General features: G+C 58.1%; 15 protein-coding genes. 10 read left to right on the top strand and 5 right to left on the bottom strand.

Annotated elements, in window-relative coordinates; genetic code table 11:
• Position 1: 1 nt before the first annotated feature.
• From AC07W5_RS10260 to AC07W5_RS10250, 3 genes are all read right to left on the bottom strand, one after another.
• On the bottom strand, positions 2 to 1,318 hold the full coding sequence (locus tag AC07W5_RS10260) for an MFS transporter (RefSeq protein WP_495023289.1): 1,317 nt from the start codon (positions 1,316 to 1,318) through the stop codon (positions 2 to 4).
• A 259-nt stretch (positions 1,319 to 1,577) separates the two neighbouring features.
• Positions 1,578 to 2,819, bottom strand: coding sequence for a CNNM domain-containing protein (locus AC07W5_RS10255; RefSeq protein WP_494992503.1), 1,242 nt, complete (start codon positions 2,817 to 2,819; stop codon positions 1,578 to 1,580).
• A gap of 12 nt (positions 2,820 to 2,831) precedes the next feature.
• Positions 2,832 to 3,644 carry a cytochrome C assembly family protein gene (locus AC07W5_RS10250; RefSeq protein ID WP_494992504.1) on the bottom strand — a complete coding sequence of 271 codons (813 nt, stop codon included), beginning with the start codon at positions 3,642 to 3,644 and terminating at the stop codon, positions 2,832 to 2,834.
• Positions 3,645 to 3,854: 210 nt separating this feature from the next.
• On the opposite strand from AC07W5_RS10250, the gene ffh reads away from it, so the two are divergent.
• From ffh to AC07W5_RS10200, 10 genes are all read left to right on the top strand, one after another.
• Positions 3,855 to 5,231 carry a signal recognition particle protein gene (ffh, locus tag AC07W5_RS10245; protein ID WP_494992505.1) on the top strand — a complete coding sequence of 459 codons (1,377 nt, stop codon included), beginning with the start codon at positions 3,855 to 3,857 and terminating at the stop codon, positions 5,229 to 5,231.
• Between the two features lie 250 nt (positions 5,232 to 5,481).
• Positions 5,482 to 5,733, top strand: a complete 252-nt coding sequence (gene rpsP / locus AC07W5_RS10240) for a 30S ribosomal protein S16 (RefSeq protein WP_262114813.1) — start codon at positions 5,482 to 5,484, stop codon at positions 5,731 to 5,733.
• Positions 5,734 to 5,738: 5 nt separating this feature from the next.
• Positions 5,739 to 6,275 (top strand): ribosome maturation factor RimM, encoded by a 537-nt coding sequence (gene rimM, locus AC07W5_RS10235; protein ID WP_494992506.1) that lies wholly within the window; start codon positions 5,739 to 5,741, stop codon positions 6,273 to 6,275.
• Positions 6,257 to 7,030, top strand: coding sequence for a tRNA (guanosine(37)-N1)-methyltransferase TrmD (gene trmD, locus AC07W5_RS10230; RefSeq protein WP_495023288.1), 774 nt, complete (start codon positions 6,257 to 6,259; stop codon positions 7,028 to 7,030). The genes rimM and trmD overlap by 19 nt, the downstream gene beginning before the upstream one ends.
• A 45-nt stretch (positions 7,031 to 7,075) precedes the next feature.
• A complete protein-coding gene (gene rplS, locus AC07W5_RS10225; RefSeq protein ID WP_054593850.1) occupies positions 7,076 to 7,426 on the top strand; it encodes a 50S ribosomal protein L19 in 351 nt (116 codons plus the stop codon).
• Between the two features lie 208 nt (positions 7,427 to 7,634).
• Complete coding sequence (gene xerD / locus AC07W5_RS10220) at positions 7,635 to 8,531, top strand: site-specific tyrosine recombinase XerD (protein WP_494992508.1); 897 nt, start codon at positions 7,635 to 7,637, stop codon at positions 8,529 to 8,531.
• Between the two features lie 274 nt (positions 8,532 to 8,805).
• Positions 8,806 to 9,537 (top strand): thioredoxin fold domain-containing protein, encoded by a 732-nt coding sequence (locus tag AC07W5_RS10215; RefSeq protein WP_495010294.1) that lies wholly within the window; start codon positions 8,806 to 8,808, stop codon positions 9,535 to 9,537.
• 136 nt (positions 9,538 to 9,673) lie between these two features.
• A complete protein-coding gene (locus AC07W5_RS10210; RefSeq protein WP_494992510.1) occupies positions 9,674 to 10,978 on the top strand; it encodes a homoserine dehydrogenase in 1,305 nt (434 codons plus the stop codon).
• A gap of 66 nt (positions 10,979 to 11,044) precedes the next feature.
• Positions 11,045 to 12,454 carry a threonine synthase gene (gene thrC / locus AC07W5_RS10205; protein ID WP_495023287.1) on the top strand — a complete coding sequence of 470 codons (1,410 nt, stop codon included), beginning with the start codon at positions 11,045 to 11,047 and terminating at the stop codon, positions 12,452 to 12,454.
• A 254-nt stretch (positions 12,455 to 12,708) separates the two neighbouring features.
• Complete coding sequence (locus AC07W5_RS10200; RefSeq protein ID WP_495010295.1) at positions 12,709 to 12,996, top strand: DUF3509 domain-containing protein; 288 nt, start codon at positions 12,709 to 12,711, stop codon at positions 12,994 to 12,996.
• Positions 12,997 to 13,161: 165 nt separating this feature from the next.
• Here the strand turns inward: AC07W5_RS10200 and AC07W5_RS10195 are convergent, their stop codons facing one another.
• Both AC07W5_RS10195 and AC07W5_RS10190 read right to left on the bottom strand, forming a co-directional pair.
• On the bottom strand, positions 13,162 to 14,124 hold the full coding sequence (locus AC07W5_RS10195) for a TIGR02285 family protein (RefSeq protein WP_494992513.1): 963 nt from the start codon (positions 14,122 to 14,124) through the stop codon (positions 13,162 to 13,164).
• A complete protein-coding gene (locus AC07W5_RS10190; RefSeq protein ID WP_495023286.1) occupies positions 14,105 to 15,304 on the bottom strand; it encodes a CaiB/BaiF CoA transferase family protein in 1,200 nt (399 codons plus the stop codon). The genes AC07W5_RS10195 and AC07W5_RS10190 overlap by 20 nt, the downstream gene beginning before the upstream one ends.
• Positions 15,305 to 15,436 lie beyond the last annotated feature (132 nt).

Raw genomic sequence — 15,436 nt, 5'->3', positions numbered from 1 at the left:
ATCAGGCGACTCGATTCAAATCATTTCCTCTGGTCTCTTTCAAGCACAGCACAGCCATCAAGCTGAGCAGCGCTGCGCCTGACACATAGCCGCCGACCCAACTCAAACCGCCCATTGCCACCAGCTTCTGCGCAAAGAACGGTGCCGCCGATGCACCGACAATGCCGCCCAAATTGTAGGCTGCTGATGCGCCGGTATAACGCACATGCGTGGGAAACAGTTCCGGCAGCAAAGCGCCCATGGGTGCGAAGGTCACGCCCATCAAAAACAGCTCGATGCACAGGAACAGCGCAACACCCCAGGTCGAGCCCTGAGTCAGCAACGGCTCCATGGTAAAACCGGAAAGAACCGCCAGTACAGCGCCGACAATCAACACCGGTTTGCGCCCGTAACGGTCGCTGGCCAAGGCTGCCAGTGGTGTGGCCGCGGCCATGAACAGTACGGCGAAGCACAGCAGGCCAAGGAAGGTTTCACGGCTATAGCCGAGGGTCGAGACACCGTAACTCAGCGAGAATACTGTCGAAATATAAAACAGTGCATAGCAGACCACCATCGCAGCCGCGCCGAGCAGCATCGGCGCCCAATGCTGGCTGAACAGTTCAACGACCGGGATCCTCACCCGCTCCTGACGGGCAATGGCGTTGGCGAAAACTGGAGTTTCATGCAGTTTCAGGCGCACATAGAGGCCGACCATTACCAGTGCTGCGCTGAGCAGGAACGGAATTCGCCAGCCCCACGAGCGGAACTGTTCGTCGTTCAGGGTCATTGCCAGGGTCAGGAACAGGCCGTTGGCGGCGAGGAAACCGATCGAGGGGCCGAGCTGAGGGAACATGCCGAACCAGGCGCGTTTGCCCTTCGGTGCGTTCTCGGTGGCGAGCAGCGCCGCGCCACCCCATTCGCCGCCCAGACCAAGCCCCTGACCGAAGCGCAGCACGCACAGCAGGATCGGGGCCCAGGCGCCGATGCTGTCATAGCCGGGCAGCACGCCGATCAGCGTGGTGCAGACGCCCATCAACAGCAAGGATGCGACCAGCGTCGATTTGCGGCCGATGCGATCACCGAAGTGACCGAACAGCGCCGAACCCAGAGGTCGGGCCAGAAAGGCGATACCGAACGTGAGGAATGCCGAAAGCATTTGCGCAGTGCCGGAGGACTGCGGGAAGAACACCGGGCCGATGACCAGCGCTGCCGCAGTGGCGTAAACGTAGAAGTCGTAGAACTCGATGGCGGTGCCGATGAAGCTGGCAGTGGCCACGCGGGTGGCGGAGTTCGTCGGTTGGGCGGGTGCAGTGTCACTATACGTGGTGCTGGTAGTCATGCGGTTATCCCTGACAGTCATGTGCTCCGTTGGAGCGAATTATTATGGTCGAACACCCAGGGATGTGGGTTTTACGCAGGCGCGACTCGGGATGGGAGTCGGCGCCGGACAGGTGCAGGCAATGCGGGGCCAGAACTCGCTGAGTGCGGGTAGCACGTGGTCCGGCGGGGCTTGGGTAAGCGGGTTCGATTATAGGAAGCCGCTTATCGATCAAACAAGGAGTAGAGCAGCCTAAATACAGCTGCTAGGGAGCTGCGTTTTATAAAGACACTGGAACGGAGCCGGTGTGCCAGATCAGTACACGGCTGACGCGATTGTCTTCGGTGGCGAGGATTTCCAGGCGATAGCGGCCAATCTTCAGGCATACCGCGCTGTCCGGGATGGTTTCCAGAGCTTCGGTGACCAGCCCGTTGAGGGTTTTCGGGCCGTCGCTGGGCAAGTGCCAGCCGAGACTCTTGTTCAGATCGCGAATCGATGCAGCACCGTCGATCACCAGGCGGCCGTCGGCCTGGGGATGAATGTGTGGATTGTCGATGCGTTGCTCGCTTTCGAACTCGCCGACGATCTCTTCGAGAATATCTTCCAGAGTGACTATGCCGAGCACTTCACCGTATTCATCAACCACCATGCCCAGACGGCGCTGCTGTTTGTGGAAATTGAGTAACTGCAGCTGTAGAGGGGTGCTTTCCGGAACGAAATAAGGTTCGTGACAGGCATCCAGCAATGCGTTCTTGGTCAGGCTCGCGTCTGGCAACAAGTGGCGAATCTGGCGGGTGTTGAGCACCGCCTCGACCTGGTTGATATCGCTGTGGAACACCGGCAGCCGAGTGCGTTTGGAGAGTCGCAGCTGTTCGATGATCTCTTCGATCGGATCGTCCAGATTGATCCCGTCGACTTCGCTGCGTGGTACCAGGATGTCGTTGACCGTGATGTTGTCCAGTGCATGAATGCCGGACAACAGGTGTGGGCGGCAGGCGGCGTGTTCGTGGTTCGGTTCGTGGTCAAGGGCTGGCGGTAACTCATCATCGCTCAGTTTGACGCTGGCGGATTTGACGCTGAGCGGGCGCAGAAGCAATCGGGCGATGCTGTTCAATAGCCATGCGGCGGGATAGAGGATCTTCAGTGGCACGCCAAGCAGGGTATTGCCCAATCCAAGGATTGCTTCGGGATAACGTGTGGCGAGGGTTCGCGGCAGGTAGTCGGCGAACACCAACAGGATCGCGGTGGCACTCAGGAAGGCCAGCAACGGCCCTTTCTCTTGCCAGTAACCTACGGCTAGCAACGTGCCGATAATCACCGCCAGCACCCGGCTCAGCGTGTTGCAAAAGATCAGGCTCTCGCGCGGGAAGCTCAGTCTGGCCAGTGGCTTGTCACCCGAACGCGACGCGGTGCGCTGGGCCAGCAGATGCTGTTGAGCGATCTCGATGGCGGTAAATAGTCCCGACCATAAAACCAGCAGGGCCAGTACCGCGAGCATAGGCCCCAAGGGCAAGTTGTCCATTATGGTTGCCCGTCAGATATGCAGGATGTATTCACGGACCAGCTTGCTGCCGAAGTACGCCAGCATCAGCAGGCAGAAACCGGCAAGGGTCCAGCGAATGGCCTTGTGTCCGCGCCAGCCGAGGCGGTTACGGCCCCACAGCAGCACACTGAAGACGATCCAGGCCAGGCACGCCAGCAGGGTCTTGTGCACCAGGTGTTGGGCGAACAGGTTCTCGACAAACAGCCATCCGGAGATCAGCGACAGCGACAGCAGCGTCCAGCCAGCCCAGAGGAAACTGAACAGAAAGCTTTCCATGGTTTGCAGTGGCGGGAAATTCTTGATCAGGCCGGAGGGGTGTTTGTGCTTGAGCTGATGATCCTGCACCAGCAGCAGCAAGGCCTGGAACACCGCGATGGTGAACATGCCATAGGCCAGGATCGACAACAGAATATGTGCAAGGATTCCTGGCTCTTCATCGATTACCTGCACGGTGCCCGAAGGTGCGAACTGCGCCAGTAACACCGTCGCCATTCCTAACGGGAATAGTAATAAAAGAAGGTTTTCCACCGGGATCCGCGAGCAAGCCAGCAGGGTCAGGGCAATTACCGCTGCGGCGATCAGGCTGGCGGCGCTGAAGAAGTCCAGGCCCAGGCCGCCCGGGGTCATCAGATGGGTGAAGAGGCTGGCGCTGTGAGCCAGCACCGCGAGGATGCCGAGCGTGACCAGCAGGCGTTTGTTTGCCTTGGCGCCGTTGGCCAGCCGGGTGCCTTGATAGATAGTCGCAGCGGCGTATAGGCAGGCGGCGGCGAGGGTGGTTAGCAAGCTGGGTGACAAGGGGAGCATAAATCCTGTTAGGCAAGCCCGAAAGGAACTGAGTTTGGCATAGAACCCACATATCACGAAAGACCACGCAACCAGACGGCGAGGTGTGCGCCGGGCCCAGTCTTCGCTATAATCCGCGACCTGCCCACGCCGCAGGCTCGCCGAGCGTTCGTTTTTCACGGGCTGGGCCGCCATTACCTCGGTCTACAATAGGGCCTGAAAGGATCGCGCATGTTTGAAAACCTAACCGACCGTCTCTCGCAGACGCTGCGCCATGTCACCGGCAAGGCCAAGCTGTCCGAAGACAATATCAAAGACACCCTGCGTGAAGTGCGCATGGCGTTGCTCGAAGCCGACGTCGCCTTGCCGGTGGTCAAAGACTTCGTCCATGCGGTCAAGGAGCGCGCTGTCGGCACAGAGGTGTCGCGCAGTCTGACGCCGGGCCAGGCCTTCGTGAAGATCGTTCAGGCCGAACTCGAAAGCCTGATGGGCGCCGCCAACGAAGACCTGAACCTGAGTGCTGTGCCGCCGGCCGTAGTGCTGATGGCCGGTCTGCAAGGTGCCGGTAAAACCACCACCGCCGGTAAACTTGCGCGCTTCCTTAAAGAGCGCAAAAAGAAGAGCGTCATGGTGGTTTCGGCGGACGTCTACCGTCCGGCGGCGATCAAACAGCTGGAAATGCTCGCCGGTGAAGTCGGCGTAACCTTCTTCCCGTCTGATCTCAGCCAGAAGCCGGTGGCGATCGCTGAGGCGGCTATTAAAGAAGCCCGACTCAAATTCATCGATGTGGTGATCGTCGATACCGCCGGTCGTCTGCACATCGACGCCGAGATGATGGGCGAGATACAGGCCCTGCATGCGGCGATCAAACCTGTAGAAACACTGTTCGTGGTCGACGCCATGACCGGTCAGGACGCCGCCAACACCGCCAAGGCCTTTGGTGATGCGCTGCCGCTGACCGGTGTGATTCTGACCAAGGTCGACGGTGACGCCCGTGGCGGTGCTGCGCTGTCTGTGCGTGCGATTACCGGCAAGCCGATCAAGTTCATCGGTATGGGCGAGAAGAGCGATGCGCTCGATCCGTTCCACCCTGAGCGGATCGCTTCGCGGATCCTCGGCATGGGCGACGTGCTCAGCCTTATCGAGCAGGCCGAGCAGACCCTTGATAAAGACAAAGCCGAAAAACTGGCGAAAAAGCTCAAGAAAGGTAAAGGTTTCGATCTCGAAGACTTCCGCGATCAACTGCAACAGATGAAGAACATGGGCGGCCTCGGCGGTCTCATGGACAAACTGCCAAATATCGGTGGTGTGAATCTGGCGCAAATGGGCAATGCCCAGGGCGCAGCAGAGAAACAGTTCAAGCAAATGGAAGCCATCATCAACTCCATGACCCCGGCCGAGCGCCGTGACCCTGAGCTGATCAGTGGTTCGCGCAAACGTCGGATCGCCATGGGTTCCGGTACGCAGGTGCAGGACATCGGTCGCTTGATCAAGCAGCACAAGCAGATGCAGAAGATGATGAAAAAATTCTCCGCCAAAGGCGGAATGGCGAAAATGATGCGCGGCATGGGCGGAATGTTGCCCGGCGGCGGCATGCCGAAAATGTAAAGTTTTCGCGCCGGCAGTTATGTCGGCGCTACCCCACACGGACGTGGGATCTCCAGCAAACCCGCACTTGGCGGGAGCTGACCCGCCGTCGTTCGCGACGGCTCTATAGCAAATCTTGATGGCATGCCGATAGGCGCCGGAAAAAGACATTTGCAAAAGTCCGGATATTCCTTAGAATATGCGGCCTTTCGGGCACCTATGCCCGCTGTGCATTTAGATTTGCAGCACCGACTACAGGAACGATGTTCACATGCTAACAATCCGTCTTGCCCTTGGCGGCTCCAAAAAGCGCCCGTTTTACCACTTGACCGTGACCGACAGCCGCAACCCACGCGACGGTTCGCACAAAGAACAAGTTGGTTTCTTCAACCCGATCGCTCGTGGTCAAGAAGTCCGCCTGTCCGTGAACCAAGAGCGCGTAGCCTACTGGCTGAGCGTTGGTGCACAACCTTCTGAGCGTGTTGCTCAGTTGCTCAAGGATGCTGCTAAGGCTGCGGCCTGAGCAATATGAACGCGACGCCAGCAATCGCTGATGATTTGATCGTTATCGGCAAGATTTATTCTGTTCACGGCGTTCGCGGCGAAGTGAAGGTGTATTCCTTTACTGATCCGATTAAAAACCTGTTGGACTACAAAACCTGGACGCTGCGGCGCGAAGGCAATGTGAAACAGGTTGAGCTGGTCAGCGGACGCGGGAACGACAAGTTCCTGGTCGCAAAGCTCAAGGATCTTGATGATCGTGAAGAAGCTCGTCTTCTGGCCGGTTACGAGATCTGCGTGCCGCGCAACCTGTTCCCTGAACTGACCGACGGCGAGTACTACTGGTACCAGCTGGAAGGTCTGAAGGTTATCGACACTCACGGGCAATTGTTCGGGAAAATCGATCATCTTCTGGAAACCGGCGCCAATGATGTAATGGTGGTCAAGCCTTGCGCTGGCAGCCTGGATGATCGCGAACGCCTGTTGCCGTATACCGGGCAATGCGTGTTGGCCGTCGACCTGGCAGCGGGCGAGATGAAGGTGGAATGGGATGCGGACTTCTAAACGTGGCTAATTTGCGCGTAGAAGTGATCAGTTTGTTTCCCGAGATGTTTTCCGCCATCAGCGACTACGGCATTACCAGCCGCGCGGTGAAACAGGGGCTCTTGCAGCTGACCTGTTGGAATCCGCGAGACTACACAACGGATCGACATCACACTGTGGATGATCGCCCATTTGGCGGTGGTCCGGGCATGGTGATGAAGATCAAGCCCCTGGAAGATGCTCTGGTTCAGGCCAGGCAGGCAGCCGGGGAGGCGGCGAAGGTAATTTACCTGTCGCCCCAAGGCCGTCGATTGACTCAGTCGGCGGTACGCGAGTTGGCGAATGAGGAAGCATTAATCCTGATTGCCGGCCGCTATGAAGGCATTGACGAGCGGTTTATTGAAGCTCATGTCGATGAAGAGTGGTCGATTGGCGACTATGTACTTTCCGGTGGCGAGCTGCCGGCGATGGTCCTGATAGATGCGGTTACACGACTGCTGCCCGGAGCTTTAGGGCATGCGGACTCCGCCGAGGAAGATTCCTTTACGGATGGTTTGCTGGATTGCCCGCATTACACCCGACCGGAGGTGTATGTGGATCAGCGTGTTCCCGACGTGTTGCTAAGTGGCAACCACGCACATATCCGGCGATGGCGTTTACAGCAGTCCCTTGGCAGGACCTTTGAACGACGCGCCGATCTTCTGGAAAGCCGCTCGCTTTCTGGAGAAGAGAAGAAGCTGCTCGAGGAATACATCCGCGAGCGGGACGATAGTTAACAACGTATCGATGGTAGATCCGACGATTTACCTTAGGAGCACAGCATGACTAACAAAATCATCCTTGCACTCGAAGCAGAGCAGATGACCAAAGAGATCCCTACCTTTGCCCCGGGCGACACCATTGTCGTTCAGGTGAAAGTGAAGGAAGGCGACCGTTCGCGTCTGCAAGCGTTCGAAGGCGTTGTAATCGCCAAGCGTAACCGTGGTGTGAACAGTGCTTTCACTGTTCGTAAAATCTCCAACGGTGTTGGCGTAGAGCGTACTTTCCAGACCTACAGCCCGCAAATCGACAGCATGGCCGTTAAACGTCGCGGTGACGTACGTAAAGCCAAGCTGTACTACCTGCGCGACCTGTCCGGTAAAGCAGCTCGCATCAAGGAAAAACTGGTTTAAGTCCAGCTTCTCCGATGCGAAAAAAGCAGCCTGCGGGCTGCTTTTTTGTTGCCTGTTTTTTGCCCCCGATCCCACTGGAGATCGGCTAAAACTGTGGACTCGCTGTTGCCCTGTTCCTTGAAATGGCGTGCTATGAAAGACTAGTGATCATCACCACTGTTCGCTATTTATTTATACGCGGCCTTGAGCTTGCGAATCCTGAGTGCTCATGCCTGCCATCGATCATCCCCTGATAGACCAGTTTCTCGATGCCCTATGGTTGGAAAAGGGTCTTGCCGAAAATACCCGTGACGCCTATCGCAGTGACTTGGCACTGTTCAACGGCTGGCTGCGCGAGCAAAGCCTGGAGCTGGTCAACGCCGGTCGCGAGCTGATTCTCGATCATCTGGCCTGGCGTCTGGAGCAGGCCTATAAACCACGTTCCACAGCGCGTTTTCTCTCGGGTGTACGTGGTTTTTATCGTTACCTGCTGCGGGAAAAATTGATTGCGGTCGACCCGACGTTGCAAATTGATATGCCGCAGCTGGGCAGGCCATTGCCCAAATCCCTGTCAGAAGCGGACGTTGAGGCGCTGCTGACGGCACCGGACCTGAGTGAGGCTATCGGTCAGCGTGATCGCGCCATGCTCGAAGTGCTGTATGCCTGTGGTTTGCGCGTGACCGAGCTGATCAGCCTGACCCTGGAGCAAGTCAATCTGCGCCAGGGCGTGCTGCGGGTGATGGGCAAAGGCAGCAAGGAGCGGCTGGTGCCGATGGGCGAGGAGGCGATTGTCTGGGTCGAGCGCTACATGCGCGACGCTCGTGGCGAGCTGCTGGGCGGGCGACCTAGCGACGTGTTGTTCCCCAGCCTGAGAGGTGAACAGATGACCCGGCAAACGTTCTGGCACCGGATCAAGCACCAGGCAAAAGTCGCCGGGATCGGAAAATCCCTGTCCCCCCACACCTTGCGCCATGCCTTTGCCACCCACTTGCTCAACCATGGCGCCGATCTGCGGGTGGTGCAGATGCTGCTCGGTCACAGCGACCTGTCGACCACGCAGATCTACACTCATGTGGCGCGAGCCCGGTTGCAAGACCTGCACGCCAAACACCACCCTCGAGGATGATTGCCGGCTCTGTGTAGGCGCGAGCTTGCTCGCGATGGTCGCGAACGATAACGCGTGTTGTCTGAGTGAGCGCGTCGTCCTTGCGTTAATCGCGAGCAATCGAGCGTCGACCGGCTGCTCCTGCAAGGGGCGATTTTGATGTGTTGTCTGAGCGGCAGTCGGCCCCGCAGGCCAACTGTGGTAGGCTTTGTCGGTTTGCACAGTGGGCGGCTAAAACCCGATGTTTCAGTACCGGCGTTGTACCCGTTCCATTTGTCCGCCTTCAGGAGTTCCCATGCGTGTGACCCAGATTATTGCCGCTGCAGCCATTGCGTTGGTCAGCACCTTTGCTGTGGCCGATGACGCCGCCGAGCAAGCGATTCGCAAGAGCCTCGAAAGCCTGCATCTCGAAGTGCCCGTCGAGACCATCACTGCCAGCCCGTTGGCCGGTCTGTACGAAATCAAACTCAAGGGCAGCCGTGTGCTGTACGCCAGTGCTGATGGCCAGTTCGTCATGCAGGGTTATCTGTTCCAGCTCAAGGATGGCAAACCGGTAAACCTGACTGAAAAAGCCGAACGTTTGGGCATTTCCAGGTTGATCAACGGCATCCCCGTCGCAGAAACTGTGGTTTATCCGGCCATCGGCGAAACCAAAACGCACATTACTGTATTCACCGACACCACGTGCCCGTACTGCCACAAGCTGCACGCCGAAGTGCCTGAGCTGAACAAAATGGGCATCGAAGTGCGCTATGTTGCTTTCCCGCGTCAGGGCCTGGGCTCGCCGGGTGACGAGCAGCTGCAAGCGGTCTGGTGCTCGAAAGACAAGAAAGCGGCCATGGACAGTATGGTCGATGGCAAGGAAATCAAGGCTGCCAAGTGCGACAACCCGGTTTCCAGGCAGTTCGCTCTCGGTCAGTCTATCGGTGTGAACGGTACACCGGCCATCGTTTTGGCCGACGGCCAAGTGATACCGGGCTATCAGCCTGCGCCACAAGTCGCCAAACTGGCGTTGGGCGCGAAATAATCCTGCGTCGTCACGGTAAGCCTTTGACGATCATGGTTCGGCGACAGCAGTCGTCGTTCCGTTAAATAGAGCGCCGCGTGCTTGCGGCTGTTTTCCACGGCCGACCTTGAGTCGGCCGTTTTATGGGGAGTTCAGAGTGAATCCGGTCAAAGTAGGCATCTGTGGGTTAGGTACCGTCGGTGGCGGCACCTTCAACGTACTTCAGCGTAACGCCGAGGAGATTGCCCGCCGTGCCGGGCGTGGAATCGAAGTGGCTCAAATTGCCATGCGTACGCCTAACCCTCAGTGTGAGATTACCGGTACCCCCATTACCAACGATGTCTTCGCTGTCGCGACCAACCCTGAAATCGATATTGTCATCGAGCTGATTGGTGGTTATACCGTGGCCCGTGAGCTGGTACTCAAGGCCATCGAGAACGGCAAGCACGTGGTCACCGCGAACAAGGCACTGATTGCCGTTCACGGCAATGAAATCTTCGCCAAGGCTCGTGAGAAGGGCGTAATCGTCGCCTTCGAAGCTGCCGTGGCCGGTGGCATCCCGGTAATCAAGGCGATCCGTGAAGGCCTGTCGGCGAACCGCATCAACTGGGTCGCGGGGATCATCAACGGCACCGGTAACTTCATCCTCACCGAAATGCGTGAAAAAGGCCGGACCTTCGAAGACGTGCTGGTCGAGGCGCAGGCCCTGGGCTACGCGGAAGCTGATCCGACCTTCGACGTTGAAGGTATCGATGCGGCGCACAAGCTGACGATTCTGGCGTCCATCGCCTTCGGTATCCCGCTGCAATTCGACAAGGCCTACACAGAAGGCATCACCAGGCTGACCACTGCTGACGTGAACTACGCCGAAGCGCTGGGCTATCGCATCAAGCACCTGGGTGTGGCACGCAGCACGCCAAGCGGCATCGAGCTGCGCGTACACCCGACGCTGATCCCGGCTGATCGTCTGATCGCCAACGTCAATGGCGTGATGAACGCCGTCATGGTCAACGGCGACGCTGCGGGTTCAACGCTGTTCTATGGTGCCGGTGCTGGCATGGAGCCAACGGCTTCGTCGGTGATCGCGGATCTGGTGGACGTGGTTCGCGCCATGACCTCGGACCCGGAAAACCGCGTACCGCACCTGGCCTTCCAGCCGGACTCGCTGTCGGCCCATCCGATCCTGCCCATCGAAGCCTGCGAAAGTGCCTACTACCTGCGTATCCAGGCCAAGGACCACCCGGGCGTGCTGGCCCAGGTTGCGAGCATCCTGTCGGAGCGTGGCATCAACATCGAATCGATCATGCAAAAAGAAGTTGAAGAGCACGACGGTCTGGTACCAATGATCCTGCTGACCCACCGTGTGCTGGAGCAGCACATGAACGATGCGATCACCGCTCTGGAAGCGTTGCAGGATGTGGTCGGTCCTGTCGTGCGGATCCGGGTCGAGCACTTGAACTAAGCCGTTATTGTTCCGAGGGCTGTTTGCCAAGCCCTCGTTTGAGAACACTTTTTAGAGGAGCCAGTCATGCGTTATATCAGTACCCGCGGCCAGGCACCGGCCCTGAATTTCGAAGATGTCCTGCTGACCGGTCTGGCCAGCGATGGCGGCCTGTACGTGCCAGAAAACCTGCCACGCTTCACTCAGGAAGAAATTGCCTCCTGGGCAGGCCTGCCGTACCACGAGCTGGCATTCCGGGTGATGCGCCCGTTTGTCAGCGGTAGCATTCCGGATGTGGACTTCAAGAACATCCTTGAAGAAACCTACGGTGCCTTCTCCCACGGCGCTGTTGCGCCGTTGCGTCAGCTCAACGGTAACGAATGGGTGCTCGAGCTGTTCCACGGCCCGACGCTGGCGTTCAAGGATTTTGCTCTGCAACTGCTCGGTCGCTTGCTCGATTACGTGCTGGAGAAGCGTGGCGAGCGCGTGGTGATCCTCGGTGCCACCTCGGGTGATACCGGTTCTGCCGCCATCGAAGGGTGCCGTCGTTGCGACAACGTCGACATCTTCATTCTGCATCCGCACAACCGCGTTTCTGAAGTTCAGCGTCGGCAGATGACGACCATCTTCGGCGAGAACATTCACAACATCGCCGTTGAAGGTAACTTCGACGATTGCCAGGAAATGGTCAAGGCCAGCTTCGCCGACCAGAGCTTCCTCAAGGGCACTCGCCTGGTGGCGGTGAACTCGATCAACTGGGCGCGGATCATGGCCCAGATCGTTTACTACTTCCATGCAGCCCTGCAGCTGGGCGGCCCGGCCCGTTCGGTATCGTTCTCGGTGCCAACCGGCAACTTCGGCGATATCTTCGCTGGCTACCTGGCGCGTAACATGGGTCTGCCGATCAATCAATTGATTGTCGCTACCAACCGCAACGACATCCTGCACCGCTTCATGAGCGGCAATCAGTACGTCAAGGAAACCCTGCACGCGACCCTGTCGCCGTCGATGGACATCATGGTCTCCTCGAACTTCGAACGTCTGTTGTTCGATATGCACGGTCGCAATGGTGCGGCGCTGGCCGGCCTGATGGAGACCTTCAAGCAGGGTGGCGGTTTCAGCGTCGACGAGGATCGCTGGACTGAAACACGCAAGCTGTTCGATTCGCTGGCGGTCGACGATGAGCAAACCTGCGAAACCATTGCCGAAGTCTTCGCACAATGTGGCGAGTTGCTGGATCCGCATACCGCCATCGGCGTCAAGGCCGCGCGTGAGTGCCGCCGCAGCCTGGATATACCGATGGTGATTCTGGGGACGGCTCACCCGGTCAAGTTCCCTGAAGCCGTGGAGAAAGCTGGTGTAGGAAAAGCGCTTGAACTGCCCTCTCATCTTTCTGATTTGTTTGAACGGGATGAACGCTGCACCGTTTTGGCAAATGACTTGAAAGCCGTGCAGGCCTTTGTCAGTCAACATGGCAACCGCGGCAAGCCACTTTGATTCGCTAGACCTGTCACATATTGAAGCCCGTCTTATGACGGGCTTTTTGTTGGTGCGCCAGCAGAATCACCGGAAGGTTGACGATTCGACGTGGCTGTTTTTTCTCTGTCATCTTTTCCATGCATGCTCCATGTACTCAGGTTGACGAGGTTCGCTCTTCGTTGACGTGAAGGGCTTTCTTCTCGGGCTGGTGGTCGTTTGCAGTGGACAGGTCCTTAGGCACTTTGTTTTCGAACTATTGAGTGGTGATCGAGATGGAAAGTATCAGCCTATTGCTGGGTGAGGCTTTGAGCCCGTATCAGGTCGCACTGGGCCCCTCGGGTGCCGGTGGCGAATGCCTGGTGACGTTGAAGAATGCGGCCGGGTCCATCGTGGTCGAGCGGGCGTTCAATCAGGCTCAGTTGACCGATAAACGTTTGCTGACAGACGTAGTCGACGGCCTGCACCGTGACGTGCTGATTGCCGAGGGGCGTCTTGAGCCCAGCGTCATCGCTGCTTTGCGTAATGCCGCGCAGGACAAGGCTTTTGCCAGCAGAAATTGATTCTATTTATTTTTGAACCTTAATACCGTCTGGTAAGTCAGACTTTGTACAACGGGACCAAGCATTGTGCTCCGGTGCTTGCAGCTTGTTGTACGGGTCTTTGTAGGCCACGTTTAACCCCGAGTCGTTTCCCCACTTCTCGGGGTTTCTTTTGCCTGGCGTTTGTCATTGCTCTTGAGGGCGCTGAAAAAATGCCCTGGCGTCCTCCAGGTAATCGCGGCGCATCTCTGGATCAAGCCAAGCGGTATAAAAATCGATCAGTGTGTTCTGACGCAGGTCGCGCAAGGCTTTGTTGATGCTGGCAATGGCCTGACGGCCCTCTGCCGTATTCGAGCAACCGACATGGATCGACTGGTACTTTTCCGTATCCTTGATCGGGTAGAACTCCAGCTCAGCGGGCGATATGCCTTGCCGTTGTGCCTGGTACCGGATTTCCGGCCAGTAGCCCAATAACGCGGTCAAGCGTCCCAGGCGCTGCATTTGCAACAAGCTACCCAGCGCGTCATTGCCATAGTGCGCAGCCAATGTGTCGACCGGAGCGTGTTGCAGTTGAGCATCGATCCGTTGGCCATAGCTGCGTTCGGCAACCACTCCGAGCTTCTGGCTGCTGGCCAGAAGTGCCGTCAGATCGACCTTGCCGCCGACGATGAACGGCTCCAGGGTGGCGCGGTCTTGATGGCGCACTGCCAGACCGTTACTCAGGATCCTCAAGGCGGGAATCGAAAACTCGATCCACTGCGTGCGCTCTTTGCTCCAGAGCAATGAAGGATCGCAGGTAAATGAGGGTTCATGGAGCATTTGCATGCCGCGCGCGCGGTTGACCCGCATGATGTTGTGCTGGTATTGCGGCATGCTGGCGATCAACAGCGGCATCAGCCGATCGATGGCGCCTTGACCTTTTTCTGGTGCTTCGAGAATCGTCAACGGTGGCAGGTCGCGCAGCAGCCAGATCAGCGTCTCCTTGGCTTGAGCCGCCCTTGGTGCGGCCAATAGCCACACCAGCATCGGCAAAATCCCCAGCATGCGAAGCGTTCGCCACCAGGCGCGACGAAGCATTGCGCTGCTTGCCAGCGTCGGCCTCCGGCGAGCCAAAGACAGTGGTTTCAGCTTAGATAGCCCCGACTTCACGTAGCCGGTTGATCTGCACGGCGTCGTAGCCAAGGTCGTTCAGCACTTGCACGTTATGTTCACCGAGCGCTGGCCCGACCCATTCGGATGTGCCCGGTGTGTCCGAAAGTTTTGGCACTATCCCCGGCATCTTGAAGGCCTTGCCATCGGGTAGCTTGGCCTGCAGGAACATTTCCCGGGCCAGAAACTGCGGATCACTGAACATGTCTTCGGCGCTGAAAATCCGGCTGGCCGGTACTTCGGCCAGGTTCAATCGCTCGATCACCGCGTCCAGCGGCAGTGAGCTGACCCAGCGATCAATCACGCCGTATATTTCATCGCGGCGGCTGTCGCGACCATCGTTGCTGCTCAGGGCCGGATCGTCAGCCAGATCCTCGCGACCGATCGCCTGCATGAAACGTTTGAAGATCGCATCGCCGTTAGCGCCGATTTGCACATGTTTCCCGTCGGCGCTGGTGTGGATGGAGGAGGGCGTGATGCCAGGCATGATGTTGCCGGTGCGCTCACGGATAAACCCGAAGACGTCGAACTCCGGGACCATGCTTTCCATCATGGCGAAGATCGCCTCATACAGCGCAACGTCCACCACTTGCCCCTGACCACCATTAACCTCGCGGTGACGTAGCGCCATGAGCCCGCCAATCACGCCCCAGAGCGCGGCGATCGAATCACCGATGGAAATGCCGGTGCGCACGGGTGGCCGGTCCTCGAAGCCGGTGATGTAGCGCAGGCCGCCCATGGACTCGCCGACCGCACCGAAGCCGGGCTGATCCTTCATCGGCCCGGTCTGACCGAAGCCGGACAGGCGCACCATCACCAGTTTCGGGTTCAATGCGTGCAAAACCTCCCAGCCGAGGCCGAGTTTTTCCAGCACGCCTGGGCGGAAATTTTCGATCAGGATGTCCGCTTCACTGAGCAACTGTTTGAGAATCGCCAGACCGTCCGGGTGTTTCAGGTTCAAAGTCAGGGATTTCTTGTTGCGCGCCTGGACGAACCACCACAGCGATGTGCCTTCATAGAGCTTGCGCCATTTGCGCAACGGGTCACCGCCATCCGGGGATTCGACCTTGATCACGTCGGCGCCGAATTCGCCGCAGATGCGTGAGGCGAAAGGGCCGGCGATCAAGGTGCCGAGTTCGATGACTTTTACCCCGGCAAGAGGTTTGGCGGTGAGCGGCATGGGAAATCCTGTAGGGCAAACGGCTGAGCGGAGAGAGCGTTTTAACATAGCCCGGCCATCTGGCTAAAGGATGATGAGTCGCGGGAGTCGTTGATTAGCCTTCGCATCGGTTAGACTTGCCGCCTTTCCTCG

The sequence above is a fragment of the Pseudomonas sp. GW821-FHT01E05 genome (assembly GCF_059422425.1).
This window is presented reverse-complemented; position numbering and strand designations above follow the sequence as displayed.